Source organism: Kosakonia pseudosacchari, assembly GCF_015167415.1.
GTDB lineage: Bacteria > Pseudomonadota > Gammaproteobacteria > Enterobacterales > Enterobacteriaceae > Kosakonia > Kosakonia pseudosacchari.
Window position 1 is genome coordinate 773,068 of record NZ_CP063425.1, and the last position, 20,017, is coordinate 793,084.

Annotated in this window: 16 protein-coding genes and 1 riboswitch; of the genes, 4 read left to right on the plus strand and 12 right to left on the minus strand. The window is 57.0% G+C overall.

Annotated features, from left to right (window positions below; translation table 11 throughout):
* Window positions 1-194 precede the first annotated feature (194 nt).
* From polB to araB, 4 genes are all read right to left on the minus strand, one after another.
* Window positions 195-2,552, minus strand: a complete 2,358-nt coding sequence (gene polB, locus IP581_RS03590; protein ID WP_193821781.1) for a DNA polymerase II — start codon at window positions 2,550-2,552, stop codon at window positions 195-197.
* Between the two features lie 73 nt (window positions 2,553-2,625).
* The gene (gene araD, locus IP581_RS03595; protein WP_097401264.1) at window positions 2,626-3,321 is read right to left on the minus strand and encodes an L-ribulose-5-phosphate 4-epimerase; all 696 of its coding nucleotides are present in this window, start codon (window positions 3,319-3,321) and stop codon (window positions 2,626-2,628) included.
* Window positions 3,322-3,370: 49 nt separating this feature from the next.
* Window positions 3,371-4,873: an L-arabinose isomerase gene (araA, locus tag IP581_RS03600; protein ID WP_017457902.1), complete on the minus strand. Its 1,503-nt coding sequence runs from the start codon at window positions 4,871-4,873 to the stop codon at window positions 3,371-3,373.
* Window positions 4,874-4,883: 10 nt separating this feature from the next.
* Entirely contained in the window at window positions 4,884-6,575 is a 1,692-nt protein-coding gene (gene araB, locus IP581_RS03605) for a ribulokinase (RefSeq protein ID WP_193821782.1), read from the minus strand.
* Window positions 6,576-6,912: 337 nt separating this feature from the next.
* Between araB and araC the strand changes: the two genes are divergently transcribed.
* Both araC and IP581_RS03615 read left to right on the plus strand, forming a co-directional pair.
* Window positions 6,913-7,758, plus strand: a complete 846-nt coding sequence (gene araC, locus IP581_RS03610) for an arabinose operon transcriptional regulator AraC (RefSeq protein ID WP_017457904.1) — start codon at window positions 6,913-6,915, stop codon at window positions 7,756-7,758.
* A 127-nt stretch (window positions 7,759-7,885) separates the two neighbouring features.
* Entirely contained in the window at window positions 7,886-8,656 is a 771-nt protein-coding gene (locus IP581_RS03615; protein WP_086870487.1) for a DedA family protein, read from the plus strand.
* Here the strand turns inward: IP581_RS03615 and thiQ are convergent.
* The 4 genes from thiQ to sgrR form a co-directional block, all read right to left on the minus strand.
* Window positions 8,650-9,351 (minus strand): thiamine ABC transporter ATP-binding protein ThiQ, encoded by a 702-nt coding sequence (gene thiQ / locus IP581_RS03620; protein WP_193821783.1) that lies wholly within the window; start codon window positions 9,349-9,351, stop codon window positions 8,650-8,652. The genes IP581_RS03615 and thiQ overlap by 7 nt on opposite strands.
* Window positions 9,335-10,945, minus strand: a complete 1,611-nt coding sequence (gene thiP / locus IP581_RS03625) for a thiamine/thiamine pyrophosphate ABC transporter permease ThiP (protein ID WP_193821784.1) — start codon at window positions 10,943-10,945, stop codon at window positions 9,335-9,337. The genes thiQ and thiP overlap by 17 nt, the downstream gene beginning before the upstream one ends.
* Complete coding sequence (gene thiB, locus IP581_RS03630; protein WP_193821785.1) at window positions 10,921-11,904, minus strand: thiamine ABC transporter substrate binding subunit; 984 nt, start codon at window positions 11,902-11,904, stop codon at window positions 10,921-10,923. Before thiB ends, thiP begins: the two co-directional genes overlap by 25 nt.
* 30 nt (window positions 11,905-11,934) lie before the next feature.
* A riboswitch (TPP riboswitch) is annotated at window positions 11,935-12,035 on the minus strand.
* Window positions 12,036-12,071: 36 nt separating this feature from the next.
* Window positions 12,072-13,727: an HTH-type transcriptional regulator SgrR gene (gene sgrR / locus IP581_RS03635; protein ID WP_097401270.1), complete on the minus strand. Its 1,656-nt coding sequence runs from the start codon at window positions 13,725-13,727 to the stop codon at window positions 12,072-12,074.
* 87 nt (window positions 13,728-13,814) lie between these two features.
* Between sgrR and sgrT the strand changes: the two genes are divergently transcribed.
* Complete coding sequence (sgrT, locus tag IP581_RS03640; RefSeq protein ID WP_071908185.1) at window positions 13,815-13,967, plus strand: glucose uptake inhibitor SgrT; 153 nt, start codon at window positions 13,815-13,817, stop codon at window positions 13,965-13,967.
* Between the two features lie 137 nt (window positions 13,968-14,104).
* Window positions 14,105-15,283 (plus strand): sugar efflux transporter, encoded by a 1,179-nt coding sequence (locus IP581_RS03645; RefSeq protein WP_193821786.1) that lies wholly within the window; start codon window positions 14,105-14,107, stop codon window positions 15,281-15,283.
* A gap of 35 nt (window positions 15,284-15,318) precedes the next feature.
* Here IP581_RS03645 and leuD read toward each other — a convergent pair whose 3' ends face one another.
* Genes leuD through leuA form a run of 4 tightly spaced genes read right to left on the minus strand, consistent with a single transcriptional unit; the run spans window position 15,319 to window position 19,998 of the window.
* On the minus strand, window positions 15,319-15,924 hold the full coding sequence (leuD, locus tag IP581_RS03650; RefSeq protein WP_193821787.1) for a 3-isopropylmalate dehydratase small subunit: 606 nt from the start codon (window positions 15,922-15,924) through the stop codon (window positions 15,319-15,321).
* Window positions 15,925-15,935: 11 nt separating this feature from the next.
* Window positions 15,936-17,333 carry a 3-isopropylmalate dehydratase large subunit gene (gene leuC / locus IP581_RS03655; protein WP_097401272.1) on the minus strand — a complete coding sequence of 466 codons (1,398 nt, stop codon included), beginning with the start codon at window positions 17,331-17,333 and terminating at the stop codon, window positions 15,936-15,938.
* A gap of 2 nt (window positions 17,334-17,335) precedes the next feature.
* A complete protein-coding gene (gene leuB / locus IP581_RS03660; RefSeq protein WP_020456534.1) occupies window positions 17,336-18,427 on the minus strand; it encodes a 3-isopropylmalate dehydrogenase in 1,092 nt (363 codons plus the stop codon).
* Entirely contained in the window at window positions 18,427-19,998 is a 1,572-nt protein-coding gene (gene leuA, locus IP581_RS03665) for a 2-isopropylmalate synthase (RefSeq protein ID WP_086870504.1), read from the minus strand. Before leuA ends, leuB begins: the two co-directional genes overlap by 1 nt.
* Window positions 19,999-20,017 lie beyond the last annotated feature (19 nt).

Below are 20,017 nucleotides of genomic sequence, written 5' to 3' on the forward strand. Positions count from 1 at the left end.
TAGTTCGTCACCGCCTGAAGGCAGGCGGGCGTATAAAATTTGGGGCCAGAAAAAGGAAGGGCGCTATGGTAAAGGAAGCAATCCCTTTCGTCACTACCTATACCTGCCGTCTTTCACGCCGTATCGCGGTGAAAATCTGAAATAGCCAGGATAGAGCGGTAGCGTTGCAAGCCGGGAAACTCGACAGGTAAATCTCAAAAGAGTCCCAGCTGCCCTGTAAGTAGTGTAGCAAAATCGTCGTCAATGAAAGGCAGAATTCCCTCAGCGACCGGCTGTAGCTGTTTACTCAGATAGTGATCGTAATCGAGCGGCGAGTGCTGGTAATCCACCGGCTCTGGCCCGCTGGTGGTCCAGACATATTTGATGGTGCCGCGGTTCTGATACTGCGCCGGGCGGCCCCGTTTGCGGTTCTCTTCATCCGCCAGCCTCGCTGCACGCACGTGCGGCGGCACATTACGTTCATATTCCGAAAGCGCTCTGCGCAGGCGCTTGCGATAAATAAGCTGATCGTCGAGTTCGCCCGCCATCAGGCTGGCAATGGTGTCACGGACATAATCCTGATAAGGCTCATTGCGAAACACGCGCAGATAGAGTGTTTGCTGAAACTGCTGCGCCAGCGGTGTCCAGTCGGTACGTACGGTTTCCAGCCCCTTAAACACCATGCGCTGGTTCTCGCCTTCCTGAATCATCCCGGCGTAACGCTTTTTACTACCCTGTTCGGTGCCGCGAATAGTTGGCATCAGAAACCGGCAGAAATGGGTTTCAAACTCCAATTCCAGCGCGCTTTCCAGTTGCTGGCTTTTCAGATGCGCCGACCACCAGTCATTGACGTGTTCGACCAGCGCGCGGCCAATACGCGCGGCGTCCTCTTCGCTGTGGGCTTTTTTTAGCCAGACGAAGGTGGAGTCCGTGTCGCCATAGATAACGTCGTAACCCTGCGCTTCAATCAGCGCTTTGGTCTGGCGCATGATCTCATGGCCGCGCATGGTGATCGACGATGCCAGCCTGGGATCGAAAAAGCGGCAGGCGCTGGTGCCAAGCACGCCGTAAAACGCATTCATAATGATCTTCAGCGCTTGCGAAAGTGGCTTGTTGCCGTGACGTTTGGCTTCATCGCGCCCGTGCCAGATCTGCCCGACAATCCCCGGCAGACAGTGTTTTTCACGCGAAAACCACGCGCCAAGAAACCCCTCGGTACTGTGCGCGTTATCCGGCTGCGCCATGCCCTCAACCAGGCCGACGGGATCAATTAGAAAGGTGCGGATAATAGACGGATAGAGGCTTTTGTAATCCAGTACCAGCACCGAGTCATACAGGCCTGGGCGCGAATCCATTACATAACCGCCGGGGCTCGCTTGCGGCGGCACGCCACCGAGATTCGGCGCGACATAGCCTGCACGGTGCATACGCGGGAAATAGAGGTGGCTGAAGGCCGCCACCGAGCCACCATGGCGATCAACGGGCAAACCATTCACCGTGGCGCGCTCCAGCAGAAACGGCATGATCTCCGTCTTGTGGAAGATGCGTGTCACCAGTTCACAATCTTTCAGGTTATAGGTCGCGAGCGCCGGTTTATCCTCTGCGAAACGCCGGTCGATCTCATCCATGCGATCCCACGGATTATCAATCGCTTTGCCTTCGCCAAGCAGCTCTCTGGAGACGGCTTCCAGCGAGAAGGAGGAGAAGTTCCAGAACGCGGATTTCAGCGCTTCAATCCCGTCAATAATTAGCCGGCCTGTCGCCTGCGCGAAGAAGACGCCATTTTTAAAACCGTGCTCGCGCCACTCCAGCTCGCTGCCGTTACGCCCGAGCGTCAGCGGAACACGGTAGCGCTCGGCGCTTTTTTGCAGTACGCGCAAATCGAATTGCACGACGTTCCAGCCAATAATCACATCCGGATCGTGCGCGGCAAACCAGGCGTTGAGTTTTTCCAGCAGTTGCGGGCGGCTGGCGACATACTCCAGTTCAAAATCCAGCCCCTGTGCGTTGCCGTTTTCTGGCCCGAGCATATAGACCGTGCGCTGTCCGCAGCCCTCAAGGCCGATGCAGTAAAGTTCGCCGTGGCGGCTGGTTTCGATATCCAGCGACACCCATTTCAGCGGCGGGCGATAGTGCGGGCTGGGTTTCAGCCGCGCGTCAACCAGTGCCGCCCCTTGCGGTGTGCCGTCGACCCACACCGGCGCGGTGATAAAACGCTCCATCAGAAAGCGTTCCGGCGGGCGGATATCGGCTTCGTAAACGGTGATGCCGTCATCGCGCAGCATTTTTTCAATGCGCATCAGTTGGCGATGGGCGCGGCAGTAAAGGCCATATACCGGCTGGCGGTGAAAGTCGTTCAGGTTCAGCGGCGTTAAACGCCACTGCTTTTCGGCGCGCAGCAGCAACTGCACTTTTTCTACCTGCGCGGCGGGAATAAAGGCGACCGACTCTTGCGGTGGCAGCACGACACGCAGCGGGCCATTATCCGTCGCCAGCCAGAATTCTACCTCGGTTCCGCCGGGGGTATCCCGCCAGTGTCGGGTTAAAATAAAACCTTCTTGCGCCTGCGCCACAGCCGTCTCTCATAAAACAAAACCAGGCGAGATTATAGCCTGGTTTGTTGTCGAGTGCTGTGGTTTTATACAGCTATTGGCCGTAGTACGCTTTCGCGCCGTGTTTACGTAAATAGTGTCTATCCAGCAAGGTTTGTTGCATGGCGGGTAATTCAGGCGCGAGCTGGCGGCAGAAAATGCCCATATAGGCCACCTCTTCCAGCACGATGGCATTATGTACCGCGTCATCCGCGCTTTTGCCCCAGGCGAACGGGCCGTGAGAATGCACCAGCACGCCGGGCATTTGCGCCGGATCGATGCCTTTCTTCTCAAAGGTCTCGACGATCACATTGCCGGTTTCCCATTCGTATTCGCCGTTGATCTCCTCATCGGTCATCTTACGGGTACACGGGATCTCGCCATAAAAATAGTCGGCATGCGTGGTGCCGGTTGCCGGGATCGGCTGACCGGCCTGCGACCAGATGGTGGCGTGGCGCGAATGGGTGTGCACAATACCGCCGATGGTCGGAAACGCCTGGTACAGCAGGCGGTGAGTCGGCGTATCGGAGGAGGGTTTTTTCGTGCCTTCAACCACGTCGCCGGTAGTGATGTTGACGACCACCATATCGTTAGCGGTCATGATGCTGTAGTCCACACCCGAAGGTTTAATCACCATCAGGCCGCTTGCACGGTCAACGGCACTGACGTTGCCCCATGTCAGCGTGACCAGGTTGTGCTTCGGCAGCGCCAGGTTGGCTTCCAGCACCTGCTGTTTCAATGCTTCTAACATGCGTTCCTCCAGGAAAGATGGCCTGCCGCAGCAGGCCGGGTGTTCCCTGTTAACGTTTTGAACCGTAATACACTTCGTTCCAGCGCAGCGCGTCTTTAAACGCGGGCAGGCGGGTGTCGTTGTCGATAACCGTCAGCTCAAGATCGTGCAGTTCGCTGAACTGGCGCATATCGTCGAGCGTCAGCGCCTGGCTGAAGACGGTGTGGTGCGCGCCACCGGCGAGGATCCACGCTTCAGACGCTGTCGGCAGATCCGGTTGCGCTTTCCACAACGCGTTGGCGACCGGCAGTTTCGGCAGGTCGTGCGGGGTTTTCACCGCCTCAACACAGTTCACCAGCAGGCGGAAACGATCGCCTAAGTCGATCAGACTGGCGTTAATCGCTGGGCCGGTTTTGGTGGAGAAGATCAGGCGTGCCGGATCGGCTTTGCCACCGATACCGAGGTACTGCACATCCAGCGTCGGTTTTTCGTCAATGGCGATAGAAGGGCATACTTCCAGCATGTGCGAGCCAAGCACCAGATCGTTGCCGTGCTCAAAGTGATAGGTGTAATCCTCCATAAAGGAGGTGCCACCGTTCAGCCCGCCGGACATCACTTTCATGATGCGCAGCAGCGCGGCGGTCTTCCAGTCGCCTTCACCGGCGAAGCCGTAGCCTTGTTGCATCAAACGCTGTACCGCCAGACCCGGCAATTGTTTCAGGCCGTGCAGATCTTCAAAAGTAGTAGTGAAGGCATGGAAACCGCCCTCTTCGAGGAAGCGTTTCAGACCCAGTTCGATGCGCGCGGCGTCAAGCACGTTCTGGCGTTTATCGCCATGAACCTGCGCGGCAGCCGTCAGGCGATAGCTGCTTTCATACTCATCAACCAGCGCGTTGACATCACCCTCGCTCACGGCGTTCACCACTTGCACCAGATCGCCTACGCCCCAGGTATTGACCGAGAAACCGAACTTGATCTGTGCGGCGACTTTATCACCGTCCGTCACCGCCACTTCGCGCATGTTGTCGCCGAAACGCACCACTTTCAGCTGGCGGGTATCCTGTTTAGAGACCGCCTGGCGCATCCACGCGCCGATGCGTTGATGGGCGTGTTGATCCTGCCAGTGGCCGGTCACCACGCTATGTTGCTGACGCATACGCGCGCCGATAAAGCCGAACTCACGGCCGCCGTGCGCGGTCTGGTTGAGGTTCATAAAGTCCATGTCGATGCTGTCCCACGGCAGGGACGCATTGAACTGGGTGTGGAACTGCAACAGCGGCTTATTGAGGATAGCGAGGCCGTTAATCCACATTTTCGCTGGCGAGAAGGTGTGCAGCCACACCACCATCCCGGCACATTTATCATCGTAGTTGGCGTCGCGGCAGATGTGGGTAATCTCATCCGGCGTGGTACCCAGCGGTTTCAGCACCAGTTTGCAGGGGAGTTTCGCTTCCGCATTGAGGGCGTTGACCACCTGTTCGGCGTGCTTCGTCACCTGTTTCAGGGCTTCCGGCCCGTACAGGTGCTGGCTGCCAATGACGAACCACACTTCATAATTGTCGAAAATAGTCATGATCTTGTCCTTAATGAGTTAACGCGGCCTGCGAGACTGTCGCGGCTGAAGGGAGATAGTGTTGCTCGGCGCTCTTCGCCCACTGCTGATAGCGGCGATAGAGGCGCTCAAACTGTTGCGCCTGCGCGGTCGGTTGCAGGGTTTTTTCGATAGCGCTGGCCATTTTCAGCTGCGCCGCCGGGATATCGGCATGCACACGCGCGGCGACAGCGGCGAAAATCGCCGCACCCAGCGCGCAGCACTGTTCAGATTCAACCACCTGTAATGGGCGGTTCAGCACATCGCAGCAGGCCTGCATTACGCCGAGGTTTTTACGTGCGATACCGCCAAGCGCCATTACGTTGTCGACGGCAATACCCTGTTCGGTGAAGCACTCCATAATGGCGCGCGCGCCGAACGCGGTTGCGGCAATCAACCCGCCAAACAGCGCCGGGGCGTCGGTGGCGAGATTCAAATCGGTGATCACCCCTTTCAGACGCTGGTTGGCGTTTGGCGTACGGCGGCCGTTAAACCAGTCCAGGATCACAGGCAGATGTTCGAGCGACGGATTTTTTACCCACGCATCGGTCAGGGCGGGTAAAAGCTGTTTCTGGCTGGCTTTGATCTGCGCTTTCAGCTCCGGGTGCTGCTGCGCCAGTTGTTCCAGCGGCCAGCCAAGTACGCGGCCAAACCAGGCGTAGATATCACCAAAAGCGGATTGCCCGGCTTCAAGGCCGATACAGTCCGGCACCACGCTGCCATCGACCTGGCCGCAAATGCCTTTCACTGCACGCTCGCCAACGCTCTGTTTGTCGGCAATCAGAATGTCGCAGGTAGACGTACCAATGACTTTCACCAGCGTATTCGGTTGTGCGCCTGCGCCAACTGCGCCCATATGGCAGTCGAACGCGCCGCCGGAAATCACTACGGATTCAGGCAAACCAAGGCGCTGCGCCCATTCGGCAGTCAACGTGCCAACGGGTAAATCTGCGGTATAGGTGTCGGTAAACAGTGGCCAGTTCAGGTGTTTATTAATGATGGGATCGAGCTCATCAAAGAACGCGGCGGGCGGCAGGCCACCCCAGCTTTCGTGCCACAGGGATTTATGCCCGGCGCTGCAACGGCCGCGACGAATCGCTTCCGGGCGCGTGGTGCCGGAGAGCAGGGCAGGAACCCAGTCACACAGTTCAATCCATGAAGCGGCCGCCTGCGCGACAGCGCTATCCGCGCGGGTGACGTGCAGGATTTTTGCCCAGAACCATTCGCTGGAGTAAATGCCGCCGATGTAGCGCGAGTAGTCAGTTTTGCCGGGGGTGTGGCACAGGCGGGTGATGGCTTCTGCCTCTTCGACGGCGGTGTGGTCTTTCCACAACACAAACATCGCGTTCGGGTTGTCGGCGAATTCGGGGCGCAGCGCCAGTACGCGGCCTTCGGCATCAATCGGCGCGGGTGTTGAACCGGTGCTGTCGACGCCAATGCCTTTGATCTCAGCGCGTTGCGCGTCGCTCAGTTCAGCCAGCACATTTTTCAGCGCCGCTTCCATCGACTCGATGTAATCGCGCGGGTGGTGGCGAAATTGGTTATGCGGCGCATCGCAATAACGCCCCTCCTGCCAGCGTGGATACCACTCGACGCTGGTGGCGATCTCCGCCCCGGATGTGCAGTCTACCGCCAGCGCACGTACTGAATCGCTGCCGAAATCGAGGCCAATTGTGATTGCCATGTATCTTGCTCCATGAAGAATAACCGTTAGAAAAACGATAGTGAGCGGCGGCAAAAACCGTCAGGCAGGATCCGCTAATCTTATGGATTAAAATGCTATGGGATCGTAAAGTGTGACGCTGTGCAAAAATTCGATGTGGACATTTCTGCCGCCTTTATAGACACTTCCGTTATCCCTTTTTGCCCTGTTCAACGGCGTTAAAAAGGCGTAATCGCTTTTATCTGGCGGGATTGGACAATTGGCATGTTTACGCCCTTCGCCTGCGGGTGGCTGAGGAATGACGGGATTCTCAATATGGACAATTGGTTTCTTTACCAGGCACGGGAGTATTGCGTTTATGGCTGAATCACAGAACGATCCACTGCTGCCAGGGTACTCGTTTAATGCGCACCTGGTGGCGGGGCTAACCCCCATTGAAGCTGACGGTTATCTCGATTTTTTTATCGACAGGCCGCTAGGCATGAAGGGCTATATCCTGAATCTCACCGTGCGCGGCGAGGGTGTGGTGATGAACCACGGCAAGCAGTTTGTTTGCCGGCCTGGCGATATCCTGCTTTTCCCGCCGGGAGAAATTCACCATTATGGCCGCCACCCTGACGCCACCGAGTGGTATCACCAGTGGGTTTACTTCCGTCCGCGCGCTTACTGGCACGAGTGGTTGAACTGGCCGACACTGTTCGCGCAAACCGGTTTTTACCGCCCGGATGACGCGCATATGGAGCGTTTTCGTGAGCTTTTCGCGCAAATTATCGATGCCGGGCAAAGCGTTGGGCGCTATGCGGAGCATCTGGCGATAAATCTGCTGGAACAGCTGCTCCTGCGGCGTATGGAAGCGATTAACGAATCGCTGCACCCGCCGCTGGATAACCGCGTACGCGACGCCTGCCAGTACATTAGCGATCACCTGGCGGATAACCATTTTGATATCGCAAGCGTTGCTCAGCACGTCTGCTTATCGCCTTCGCGTTTATCCCACCTGTTTCGTCAGCAACTGGGCGTGAGTGTGTTGAGCTGGCGCGAGGATCAGCGGATCAGCCAGGCAAAATTACTGCTTAGCACCACGCGGATGCCGATTGCCAGCGTTGGGCGCAATGTTGGCTTTGACGATCAGCTCTATTTCTCGCGGGTTTTTAAAAAATGCACCGGTGCCAGCCCCAGTGAATTCCGCGCGGGATGTGAATAAAAAGTAAAGAATGGCAATGAAAGGTTCTGCAATGTGACATAACCGGTAAAATTTTCAGATAATTGAAAGCTTGACGCTTACGGATGACCTCCGGAGAATCCAGCGTTCATTCTGAACAGGACACCTTATGGAAGCGTTGCTGGAACACTTTATTACCCAATCTGCTATCTATTCGCTGGTGGCGATTATGCTGGTGGCGTTTTTTGAGTCGCTGGCGTTAGTCGGGTTGATTTTACCCGGCACGGTAATGATGGCGGCACTCGGGGCGCTTATCGGCAGCGGTGAGGTGAACTTCTGGCATGCGTGGCTGGCGGGGATTGTTGGCTGCCTGCTCGGCGACTGGATCTCCTTCTGGCTGGGCTGGCGCTTTAAAGGGCCGCTGCACCGCTGGTCGTTTATGAAAAAGAACAAAGCGCTGCTCGATAAAACCGAACACGCGTTGCATCAGCACAGCGTTTTTACCATTCTGGTTGGGCGTTTTGTCGGGCCGACGCGCCCGCTGATCCCCATGGTTGCCGGGATGTTGGATCTACCCATTCGCAAGTTTTTGCCGCCGAATATTGTTGGCTGCCTGCTGTGGCCGCCGTTCTACTTCCTGCCCGGTATTCTGGCCGGTGCGGCAATTGATATCCCCGCCGATATGCAAAGCGGCAACTTCAAATGGCTGTTATTGCTGACCGCGCTGCTGCTATGGCTGGCCTGCTGGTTGTGCTGGCGGTTATGGCGCGCGGGGAAATCCGGCGTTGACCGTTTGACAAACTACCTGCCACGTCGCCGCCTGTTGTGGCTGGCACCGGGCATGCTGGTCGTTGCTGTTGCGGCGGCGATCGCGCTGGCACAGCACCCGCTGATGCCGATTTATCTCAACATCTTAGGCGACGTTATCCGCGGTCACTGACCGCGAATACCCAGCAAGCCCGATGCGGACGATTTGCCGCTGAGCAACGCGTCCGTGTTGCCATCCCATGCAATGCGCCCGTCGGCAATAACCAACGAACGTGCGGCAATCCGCGCCGCATCCTCCACGCTGTGCGACACCATTAGCAGTGTTAACTGTTGGCGACGGCATACCGTCTGCACCAGCGCGAGCATCTCCTGGCGCAGCGCCGGGTCGAGCGCGGAAAACGGTTCATCAAGCAATAACACAGGTTGTTCGCGTACCAGGCAGCGCGCCAGCGCCACACGCTGACGCTGACCACCGGAAAGCTGCTCCGGCAGACGCGCCAGCAGTGATTCCAGCCCCATGGTTTCGGCGATCTGCTCAAGTTTATGCTGTTGGTCGCTATTCAGCTTCAGGCCTGGGTGTAACCCCAGCCCGATGTTTTGCCGCACAGTCAGGTGGGTAAAGAGGTTATTTTCCTGAAACAGCATCGATACCGGTCGCTGCGAGGGCGTGGTATGCGTGTGATCCTCGCCCGCGATAGTTATTGTGCCGCTGGCGGGCGTAAGAAACCCGGCGACCAGGTTAAGCAGCGTGCTTTTTCCCGCGCCACTTGGTCCTAGAACGGCAATCTGCTCGCCCCGGGTAACAGAGAGGGAAAAGCGCATTGGCAGATGGTGATAAAGCCAGGTGACATCAATCAGTCTTAACATGGCGGCCCGGAAGTTTTTCAATCACGGTGAATAAGAAAAAGCACAGCAGCAGCAAGATGAGCGCGGTTACCGCGCCGTCCTGGCTGCGGTACGACCCAATCTGCTGATAGAGATAAAACGGCAGAGTGCGAAAGTCGTCATTACCAAACAGCGCCACCACGCCAAAATCGCCAATCGACAGTACGCAGGCAAACGCCAGCGCCTGGGCCAGCGGGCGCTTCAGCGCGCGTAGTTCGACCACGCGCAGGCGCTGAAATCCCTGCATTCCCAGCGACTGGCACAACATGCTGTAGCGGGATGTCAGATCGCGCATCGGGTTTTCCAGTACTTTCAGCGCATAAGGAATGGCCATCAGCGCGTTAGTAAAAATGACGATGCCATCGGCGGAAGCGGGCAGGCCAACGCTGTTATTGAGCAGCAGAAAGAAGCCCGTCGCCAGCACGATCCCTGGCATCGCGAGGATCAGCATGCCGCTGATTTCCAGCGCTTGCCCGGCCATGATTTGCTGGCGCGCGCGTAACTCCCGGCTGCTCCACAACAGCATCATGGTCAGCACGACGCACAATAGCCCTGCGCCCAGAGCGATGCGCAGTGATGTCCATACCGCTTGCCACAACACAGGCTCGGCCAGCACTTTCACCAGGCTCAGATTGAGGCCATCGACAATCACAGCCAGCAGCGGTGGCAGCAGTAATAACAAAGCCAGCACAATCTGCGTGCTATCCGCGATCTTGCTGAACAGCCGATCCTCCGGGTTGCGCCAGCCAGTAATCTGGTGGCTGCCCACGGCGATCGCTTTGCTCATGCGCTGGCTCAGCAGCACCAGCCCGAGGCAGCAGATCATCTGGATCAGCGCCAGCATCGCCGCACGGGCGGGATCAAAATCGAAGCTCAGCGCCTGGTAAATTGCCAGTTCAATGGTGGTGGCCTGCGGCCCGCCGCCCAACGACAGCACGGTGGCGAAACTGGCGAAGCAGAGCATAAAAATCAGCGCGGCGACCGGCGGGATCTGGCGACGTAACCACGGCCATTCGACAAAACGGAAGAATGCCCAGCCGCGCATACCAAGCTGTGCGGCCAGTTGCCGTTGCTCGCCGGGGATCTGCTCCAGCGTTTGTAGCAGCAGGCGCGAGGCCATCGGCAAATTAAAAAAGACGTGCGCCAGCAAAATGCCCTGCAAACCATAGGGCGAGAACGTCCACTCCACGCCAAGCTTGTGCCAGAGCGTTGCCAGCCAGCCCTGACGGCCATACACACTAAGAATGCCGAACACGGCGACCAGCACCGGCAGGATCAGGGTCATGGCGCACAGGCGCAGCAAGGCGAGACGACCAGGGAAACGCCGCCGGTAGAGCGCGCGGGCAAGAAATATCGCCGGTACGACAGAGAGCAGCGCGGAGAGAAACGCCTGCCAGAAGGAGAAACGCACCACATGCCACAGGTAGCTGTCTTGTAAAAAATCAGCCAGCCCGCTAAACGGGGCGTTTTGCCACAGCGCAAGAAACGCGGCCAGCGCCACCGCCACCATCAACGTGGCGGCGGTGAGGCCGGGTAGCAGCCAGCCCGCAATCAGCGGCTGACGGCGCGTTGCCATGCATTAATCCATGTTGCGCGCTGAGTCGCGACCTCATGCGAAGAGTATTCCAGCGAGGTTTGCGGTTTCACCAGTTGGTCGAAGCCCGCAGGCAGCGTCACATTGGTGACCGGGTACATCCAGTTACCGCTCGGGATAGTGTTCTGGAACGCGGGGGAGACCATAAATTTCAGGAATTTTTCCGCCAGTTCCGGCTGTTTACTGGCAGCGGTACGTGCCGCGACTTCGACCTGCAAATAGTGGCCTTCGCTGAAATTCGCCGCCGCGTAGTTGTCTTTCTTCTCTTCAATAATGTGGTAAGCCGGAGAGGTGGTGTAACTCAGCACCAGGTCGCTTTCCCCTTTCAGGAACAGACCATAGGCTTCGCTCCAGCCTTTGGTGACGGTGACCGTTTTGGCCGCCAGTTTCTGCCACGCTTGCGGGGCTTTGTCGGCATAGACTTTCTGCATCCACAGCAGCAGGCCGAGACCCGGCGTGCTGGTTCGCGGATCTTCGTAGATAACGCGCCATTTCTGATCGCTTTCGACCAGCTCTTTCAGGCTTTTCGGCGGGTTTTTCAGTTTGTTTTTATCGTAGACAAAGGCGAACCAGCCATAATCGAACGGTACAAACGTGTCGTTCTTCCAGCCGCCCGGCACGTTAACCGCATCGGTGGCGACGCCACTTTTGGCGAACAGTTTGGTTTGTGTCGCGGCTTCCAGCAGGTTGTTATCCAGCCCAAGCACCACGTCGGCTTTGCTGTTTTTACCTTCCATGCGCAGGCGGTTAAGCAGCGAAACACCATCTTCCAGCGCCACAAATTTCAGCTCGCAGTTGCAGTCGCTTTCAAAGGCTTTTTTTACCGCAGGCCCTGGGCCCCAGTCGGCAGAGAAGGAGTCGTAGGTGTAAACAGTCAGTACGGGTTTAGCAAAAACAGGCGCTGCGATCAGCAGCAGAAACGGCAGTGATTTTTTTAACACTTTGCACCTCAAAATGGGTGGCAAAGGATTTTGAGAGGTAGCCTCAAATCCCTTCGCCGGCGTTATCCGGATCAGGTTCGACGGGTATTTTCTCAGCACACGCGCATGGCGCAGCACCCCGTTGAGAACGCCGCTATTGTAATGATTTGGTAAAAAATGGGAAAGCCTTATGGATCCGGTGGCGCAAACCAGGCGGATTTAAAGTCGAACCAGCCCAGCGTGTTCATGCGCAGCCCGCGCATGGTGCGCTGTCCCTGGAGCCTCAGCCAGTGGTGGATCAACGGTACGATGGCTTTACTGGCGAGTAACTGCTGCGACCAGACGGCAAGATTCATCTCCCCGTTGCGCCATTTTGCCGCATCCGCCTGCCAGTCGAGCGGAATACAGTGCTGCAGCAGCGGCACTTCGTAGAGGTTGGCGAACACCGAGAAATCCAGCGGTAGTGTGAAATTGGCGCTGTTAAGCCAGATATCGCTCTCGGTTTCGCCCCGGTGCCATTCGTCGTAATCCACTTCCTGCACGATAAGCTTCACGCCGTGTTCGGCCAGCAGTGTGCTCATGGTGCGGGAAAGCGCTTCGTGCTCATTGTGTTCGCGGTAGAAGGTGAGGGTGAGCGTTTCCAGACCGGCCGGTTTTTCACCGCTGCCGGGGCGCGCGTGGTGCCAGCGCGGCAGCAGGCCGTAAGCCGGGAACCAGTAACGCTGATACTGCTCATTGGCGTGCCACAACAAATTGGTAGGGGAGAGCACGTGGCTGACCCACTCCCTGATCGCCGGGTTCGCGCCACGGCTGGAACGCGCATCAAACAGCAGGTAATAACAGCCCTCTTCGAGGCGGCTTTCCACCGCTTTTTCGCCGTCGGTTGGCCCTTCAAGCGTCAGGCCGCTGGTCGGCTCGTCGCTGAGATCCGGCAACACCCAGACGTTGACTTCATCGATCAGGGCGCGAAAACCGAAGTAGTCATCAAAAGCATGGATTTTTAGCTGGTTATTGGTATTGCGCGTCACCGCGTAAGGGCCGGTGCCAATCGGCTGGCTGGCGAAGTTGCTCATCGTGTTCCACTCGCGCGGCAAAATCATGGCGGGCACATGTCCCAGCAACCACGGTAGCCAGTTATCCGGCTGGCTGAGGTGAATATCCAGCGTCCAGGGCGTTGGTGAGAGCACTTCGCGGATGTGCGAATAGAGCGGCAGGGCGGTGGCGCGCTCCAGAGAAGCAATCACATCGCTCATTTCCAGCTCACGGCCATGGTGAAAATGAATGCCGGGGCGCAAATAAAACCGCCAGTGCAAAGGGGAAATCAACTTCCAGTGGTGGGCGATATCCGCTTCCAGTTCCCCGTTTTCCTCATTTATTCGCGTCAGCGCGCTGAAGATTTGCCGTGCTATATGGGTTTCGGAACGGCGCAATGCGCTACCTGGCAGCAGGTTGCGTAGCGGCCGGTAGTAAAGCACCCGCAGGATATGTCGCCCCTGGCGAAAGCTGCGGCCGAGATGCGAAACCAGCATCTGACGCACGGCCTTTTTATCACCGACCAGTTGCACCAATTGATCGATACGATCCTGCTCCAGCAGGTCTTCGGCGCGCTGTTGCTGGAGCGCAAGGCCGGTATACAGGAAGGTGAGCCGCGAACGTTTGCCGCGGCCCGCTTCCGCATCCCATGTCAGCCAGCCGCGTTCCTGCATGGTGTTAAGCAAGGTACGCATGTGGCGGCGCGAACAGCTAAGCAGCTCCGCCAGCTCGTTGAGCGTGGTCTCTTGTGACTTCCCATCGCAGCATTGCCACAGACGGATGAACTGTTGTTGCAGGCGGCCGGACGACATAAAAGGGGAACTCCTGATAAAAACTCAGCAATTTATTAATCCCTATATTAAGCCAATACTTCTCTGCGATGAAAGCGAGGAGGTCATATGCAGAGATCATCCCTACGACGGTTTTATCTGGACTATTTTCGCGCCACGCAGGATGCGGGCTGGCTCGCCCGCCTGAGCGCACGGCAGCGCCTGAAAATGCTGGAAGAGCTGATGCAGTGGGAAGTGACAACGCCGATCTCGAAAGACTGAACCGCCGAAATCATGTGTGACTGAGTATTAAGTGCGAATGCACCCGCCAGCAAAACGTTTTTTGCTGGCTTTTTTCGTTTATGCTGGCAGCCGCCTTTTGGGCTTTCACTTTTTCCCGTTTTAACAAGGAAATCTTCATGCTCTGGTTAATGACGATGGGACGCCGCCTTAACGGTGTTTACGTCGCTTTTATGATCGTCGCCTTTATGATGGGAGTTGCCGGAGCGCTACAGGCACCGACGCTCAGCTTGTTTCTGAGCCGGGAAGTGGGCGCTGAGCCGTTCTGGGTTGGGCTGTTTTATACCGTCAACGCCATTGCCGGGATCGTTGTCAGCCTTGGGCTGGCAAAACGATCCGACAACCAGGGCGACAGGCGCAAGTTGATCCTCTTTTGTTGCCTGATGGCGGTGGGCAATGCGCTGTTATTCGCCTTTAATCGCCACTATCTGACGCTTATCACCTGCGGTGTACTGCTGGCGTCGCTGGCAAATACCGCCATGCCGCAGCTTTTCGCGCTGGCGCGCGAGTATGCCGACAGTTCCGCACGTGAAGTGGTGATGTTCAGTTCTGTTATGCGCGCGCAGCTCTCGCTGGCGTGGGTCATTGGTCCGCCGCTGGCGTTTATGCTGGCGCTTAATTATGGCTTTACCGCCATGTTTTCCATCGCCGCCGGGATTTTCGTTATCAGCCTGATGCTGGTGGCGTTCTGGCTGCCTTCGGTGGCGCGTGTTGAACAGCCCGCCGACGTGGCGGTGACGCAGGTCAGCGGCTGGAGCGATAAAAATGTGCGCATGCTGTTTATTGCCTCTACGCTGATGTGGACCTGCAACACCATGTACATCATCGATATGCCGCTGTGGATTAGCCTGGAGCTGGGGCTGCCCGACAAACTGGCCGGGATTTTGATGGGCACGGCGGCGGGGCTTGAGATCCCGGCGATGATCCTGGCGGGTTATTTTGTCAAACGCATAGGCAAACGGCGCATGATGGTTACCGCCGTTACGGCGGGCGTGCTGTTCTATATCGGCCTGATTTTTTTCCACAGCCAGACGGCGTTACTCTCCCTGCAACTGTTTAATGCGGTATTTATCGGCATTATCGCCGGGATTGGCATGTTGTGGTTTCAGGATCTGATGCCGGGGCGGGCAGGTTCGGCGACCACGCTGTTTACCAACAGTATTTCGACCGGCGTGATCCTGGCCGGGGTGATTCAGGGGGCGCTGGCGCAAAGCTATGGCCACGGCGCGGTGTATATCGGCATTGCGATAATTTCAGTGGTAACGCTGTGGCTGACCAGTCGCGTTAAAGATGTGTAAGCGTAAAAAGGCCCGGAAACCGGGCCTTTGGTGGGTTAGCGCATAAAAGCGGGCTGTTTGTTTTCATAAGCGGCGATGGCATCGTCGTGCTGTAACGTCAGACCGATGCTGTCCAGACCGTTCAGCATGCAGTGGCGGCGGAAAGCGTCGATTGAGAAGTTGTACGACTTCCCGCCCGCTTTCACTACCTGGGCTTCCAGGTCCACTTCAAAGGTAATGCCCGGATTGTTCTGCACCAGCGTAAAGAGTTCATCGACCTCTTTATCGCTGAGCGTCACCGGCAGCAGCTGGTTGTTAAAGCTGTTACCGTAGAAGATGTCGGCGAAACTTGGCGCAATCACCACTTTGAAACCGTAATCGGTCAACGCCCACGGCGCGTGTTCACGTGATGAACCGCAGCCAAAGTTTTCCCGCGCCAGCAAAATCGATGCGCCTTTGTATTGCGGGAAATTCAGTACGAACTCCGGGTTCGGCTGTTGGCCTTTGTCATCCAGAAAACGCCAGTCGTTAAACAGATGAGCGCCAAAACCGGTGCGCGTCACCTTCTGCAAAAACTGCTTCGGGATAATGGCGTCGGTATCCACATTCGCGGCATCCAGCGGAACGACCAGGCCGGTATGTTGGGTAAATTTCTCTGCCATGGTTGCTCTCCTTACAAGCTGCGAATATCAGCGAAATGGCCGGTTACAGCGGCGGCGGCGGCCATCGCCGGGCTGACCAGATGCGTGCGTCCGCCGCGGCCCTGGCGGCCTTCAAAGTTACGATTACTGGTCGACGCGCAACGTTCACCCGGATTCAGGCGATCGTTATTCATGGCCAGGCACATGGAGCAACCCGGCAAGCGCCACTCAAAACCGGCTTCAATAAAGATCTTGTCCAGACCTTCGGCTTCCGCCTGCGCTTTCACCGGACCGGAACCCGGCACGACCAGCGCCTGCACGCCCGGCGCGACTTTTCGCCCTTTGGCGATTTCCGCCGCTGCGCGCAAATCTTCAATGCGTGAGTTGGTGCAGGAGCCGATAAAGACTTTATCGATAGCCACTTCCGTTAACGGTACACCGGGTTTCAGCCCCATATAAGCCAGCGCTTTTTCCGCCGACGCGCGCTCAACCGGATCGGCAAACGAGGCCGGATCGGGAATGATATCGGTCACGGAAATGACCTGGCCTGGGTTAGTGCCCCAGGTAACCTGCGGGGCGATCTCTTCTGCTTGTAAAGTGACGACGGTATCGAAAACCGCACCTTCATCGGTGTGCAGCGTTTTCCAGTAGGCTACCGCCTCATCGAAATCTTTGCCCTTCGGCGCGTGCAGACGGCCCTGCACGTAGTTAAAAGTGGTTTCATCCGGCGCGACCAGTCCGGCTTTCGCCCCCATTTCGATTGCCATATTGCACAGCGTCATACGGCCTTCCATGCTCAGCGCACGGATGGCGTCACCGCAGAATTCAACGACGTGCCCGGTTCCGCCCGCGCTGCCGGTTTTACCAATGATCGCCAGCACGATATCTTTCGCGGTGATCCCAGGTGCTGCCGTGCCTTTGACTTCGATCTTCATGGTTTTGGCGCGCCCCTGTTTCAGGGTTTGCGTCGCCAGAACGTGTTCCACTTCCGATGTACCGATCCCGAACGCCAGCGCGCCAAATGCGCCGTGGGTGGCGGTGTGGGAGTCGCCACAAACGATGGTCATGCCCGGCAGGGTGATGCCCTGTTCCGGTCCCATCACGTGGACAATGCCCTGATACGGGTGGTTCAGGTCATACAGTTCAACGCCGAATTCGTTGCAGTTTTTGATTAACTCCTGCATCTGAATGCGCGCCATCTCGCCGGAAGCGTTGATATCTTTGGTTTGCGTCGAGACGTTGTGATCCATCGTCGCGAAGGTTTTACCGGGCTGGCGCACCGGACGATGGTGCGCGCGCAGCCCATCGAACGCCTGCGGTGATGTCACTTCGTGCACCAGATGGCGGTCGATATACAACAGTGGGGTTTCATTCGGCGCTTCATAGACCACATGGGCGTCAAACAATTTTTCGTACAAACTCTTAGCCATGATTACACCCCTTCGGCGACATAACGAGCGATGATGTCGCCCATCTCATCGGTACTGACAGCGGCAGCGCCACGGGCTAAGTCGCCGGTGCGCACGCCTTCTTCTAATGCACGATTGATAGCGCCTTCGATGGCGTCAGCCGCGTCGCCTGCATTCAGGCTGTAACGCAGCAGCAGCGCCAGCGACAGGATTTGCGCAATCGGGTTGGCGATATTTTTCCCGGCGATATCCGGCGCGGAACCGCCTGCTGGTTCATACAGACCAAAACCTTGTTCGTTCAGGCTGGCAGAAGGCAGCATGCCCATCGAACCAGTGATCATGGCGCATTCGTCGGACAGAATGTCACCGAACAGGTTGGAGCACAGCAGTACGTCAAACTGGGACGGATCTTTAATCAGCTGCATGGTGGCGTTGTCGATATACATGTGCGCCAGTTCAACGTCCGGGTATTCCCCGGCGATTTCGTTGACGATTTCACGCCACAACAGCGAGGTTTGCAGCACGTTGGCTTTATCAATCGAGTGGACTTTTTTGCGACGTTTACGCGCGGATTCAAACGCGATACGCGCAATGCGCTCAATTTCAAAACGGTGATAGATCTCGGTATCAAACGCTTTTTCATGCTGACCGCTGCCTTCGCGGCCTTTCGGTTGACCGAAGTAAATACCGCCGGTCAGTTCGCGTACGCACAGAATGTCGAAGCCGTTGGCGGCGATGTCTTCGCGCAGCGGACAGAATGCTTCCAGCCCCTGATACAGTTTTGCCGGGCGCAAGTTACTGAACAGTTTGAAGTGCTTACGCAGCGGCAGCAGCGCGCCACGTTCCGGCTGCTGCGCCGGAGGCAGGTTTTCCCATTTCGGGCCGCCGACAGAGCCGAACAGAATGGCGTCGGCTTGCTCACAGCCTTCAACCGTGGCCTGCGGCAGAGGGTTACCGTGACGATCGATGGCGATGCCACCAACGTCATAATGGCTGGTGGAAATACGCATACCAAAACGGTTACGCACGGCTTCCAGGACTTTCAGCGCTTGTGCCATTACTTCCGGACCGATACCGTCGCCCGGTAACACAGCAATATGGTAATTCTTCGACATCACACGGTTTCCTTGTTGTTTTCTTTGTTCTGAGCCTGGCGTTGCAACTCTTTTTCGACTTCGGCGGCGCGCCAGATGTTGTTCAGCACGTGCACCATGGCTTTGGCAGAGGACTCCACAATGTCGGTCGCCAGACCGACGCCGTGGAAGCGGCGACCGTTGTAGTTCACCACGATATCAACCTGACCCAGCGCGTCTTTGCCCTGGCCTTTGGCGCTCAAATCGTATTTCACCAGTTCGATGTCATAGGCCGTCACGCGGTTAATGGCCTGGTAGACCGCATCGACCGGGCCGTTGCCGTTCGCGGCTTCGGCTTTGATCTCGTCGCCACACGCCAGCTTCACAGACGCGGTGGCGATATCGTTAGAGCCGGACTGCACACTGAAGTAGTCCAGGCGGAAATGTTCTGGCTCTTCCTGCTGTTTATTAATGAATGCCAGCGCTTCCAGATCGTAATCAAAGACCTGGCCTTTTTTATCCGCCAGCTTCAGGAAAGCGTCGTACAGGTTATCCAGGTTGTAATCAGCTTCTTTGTAGCCCATCTCTTCCATGCGGTGTTTCACCGCAGCGCGCCCGGAACGGGAGGTCAGGTTCAACTGAACCTGGTTCAGCCCGATGGATTCCGGGGTCATGATTTCGTAGTTTTCGCGGTTTTTCAGCACGCCATCCTGGTGAATACCGGAGGAGTGGGCGAAGGCGCCGGTGCCAACAATTGCTTTGTTCGCCGGAATCGGCATATTGCAAATCTGGCTGACGGTCTGGCTGGTGCGCCAGATTTCATGGTGATTGATTTGGGTGTGCACGTTCATGATGTCTTTGCGCACTTTGATGGCCATGATCACCTCTTCCAGCGAGCAGTTACCGGCGCGTTCGCCGATACCGTTCATTGCGCCTTCTACCTGGCGCGCGCCGGCATGTACTGCGGCGATAGCGTTGCCCACGGCTAAGCCTAAGTCGTCATGAGTGTGAACAGAGATAATGGCTTTATCGATATTGGGTACGCGTTCATACAGGCCGGTGATGATATTGGCGAACTCGAACGGCATGGTGTAGCCGACGGTGTCCGGAATATTGATGGTTTTTGCACCGGCATTGATGGCGGCTTCTACAACGCGCGCCAGATCGGCGATCGGGGTGCGGCCTGCGTCTTCACAGGAAAACTCCACGTCGTCGGTATAGTTGCGGGCGCGTTTAACCATGTAAATGGCGCGTTCAATCACTTCATCCAGCGTGCTGCGCAGCTTGGTAGCGATATGCATCGGCGAGGTGGCGATGAACGTATGGATACGGAACGCTTCGGCAACTTTTAACGACTCGGCGGCAACATCAATATCTTTTTCGACGCAGCGGGCGAGGGCGCAAACACGGCTGTTTTTCACCTGGCGCGCAATGGTTTGTACGGATTCAAAATCGCCCGGGGAAGAGACCGGAAAACCCACTTCCATCACATCGACGCCCATACGTTCCAGCGCCAGGGCGATTTGCAGCTTCTCTTTCACGCTCAGGCTCGCCTGTAACGCCTGTTCACCATCACGTAATGTGGTATCGAAAATAACGACTTGCTGGCTCATGGTTTAGGTCCTTTGTCTC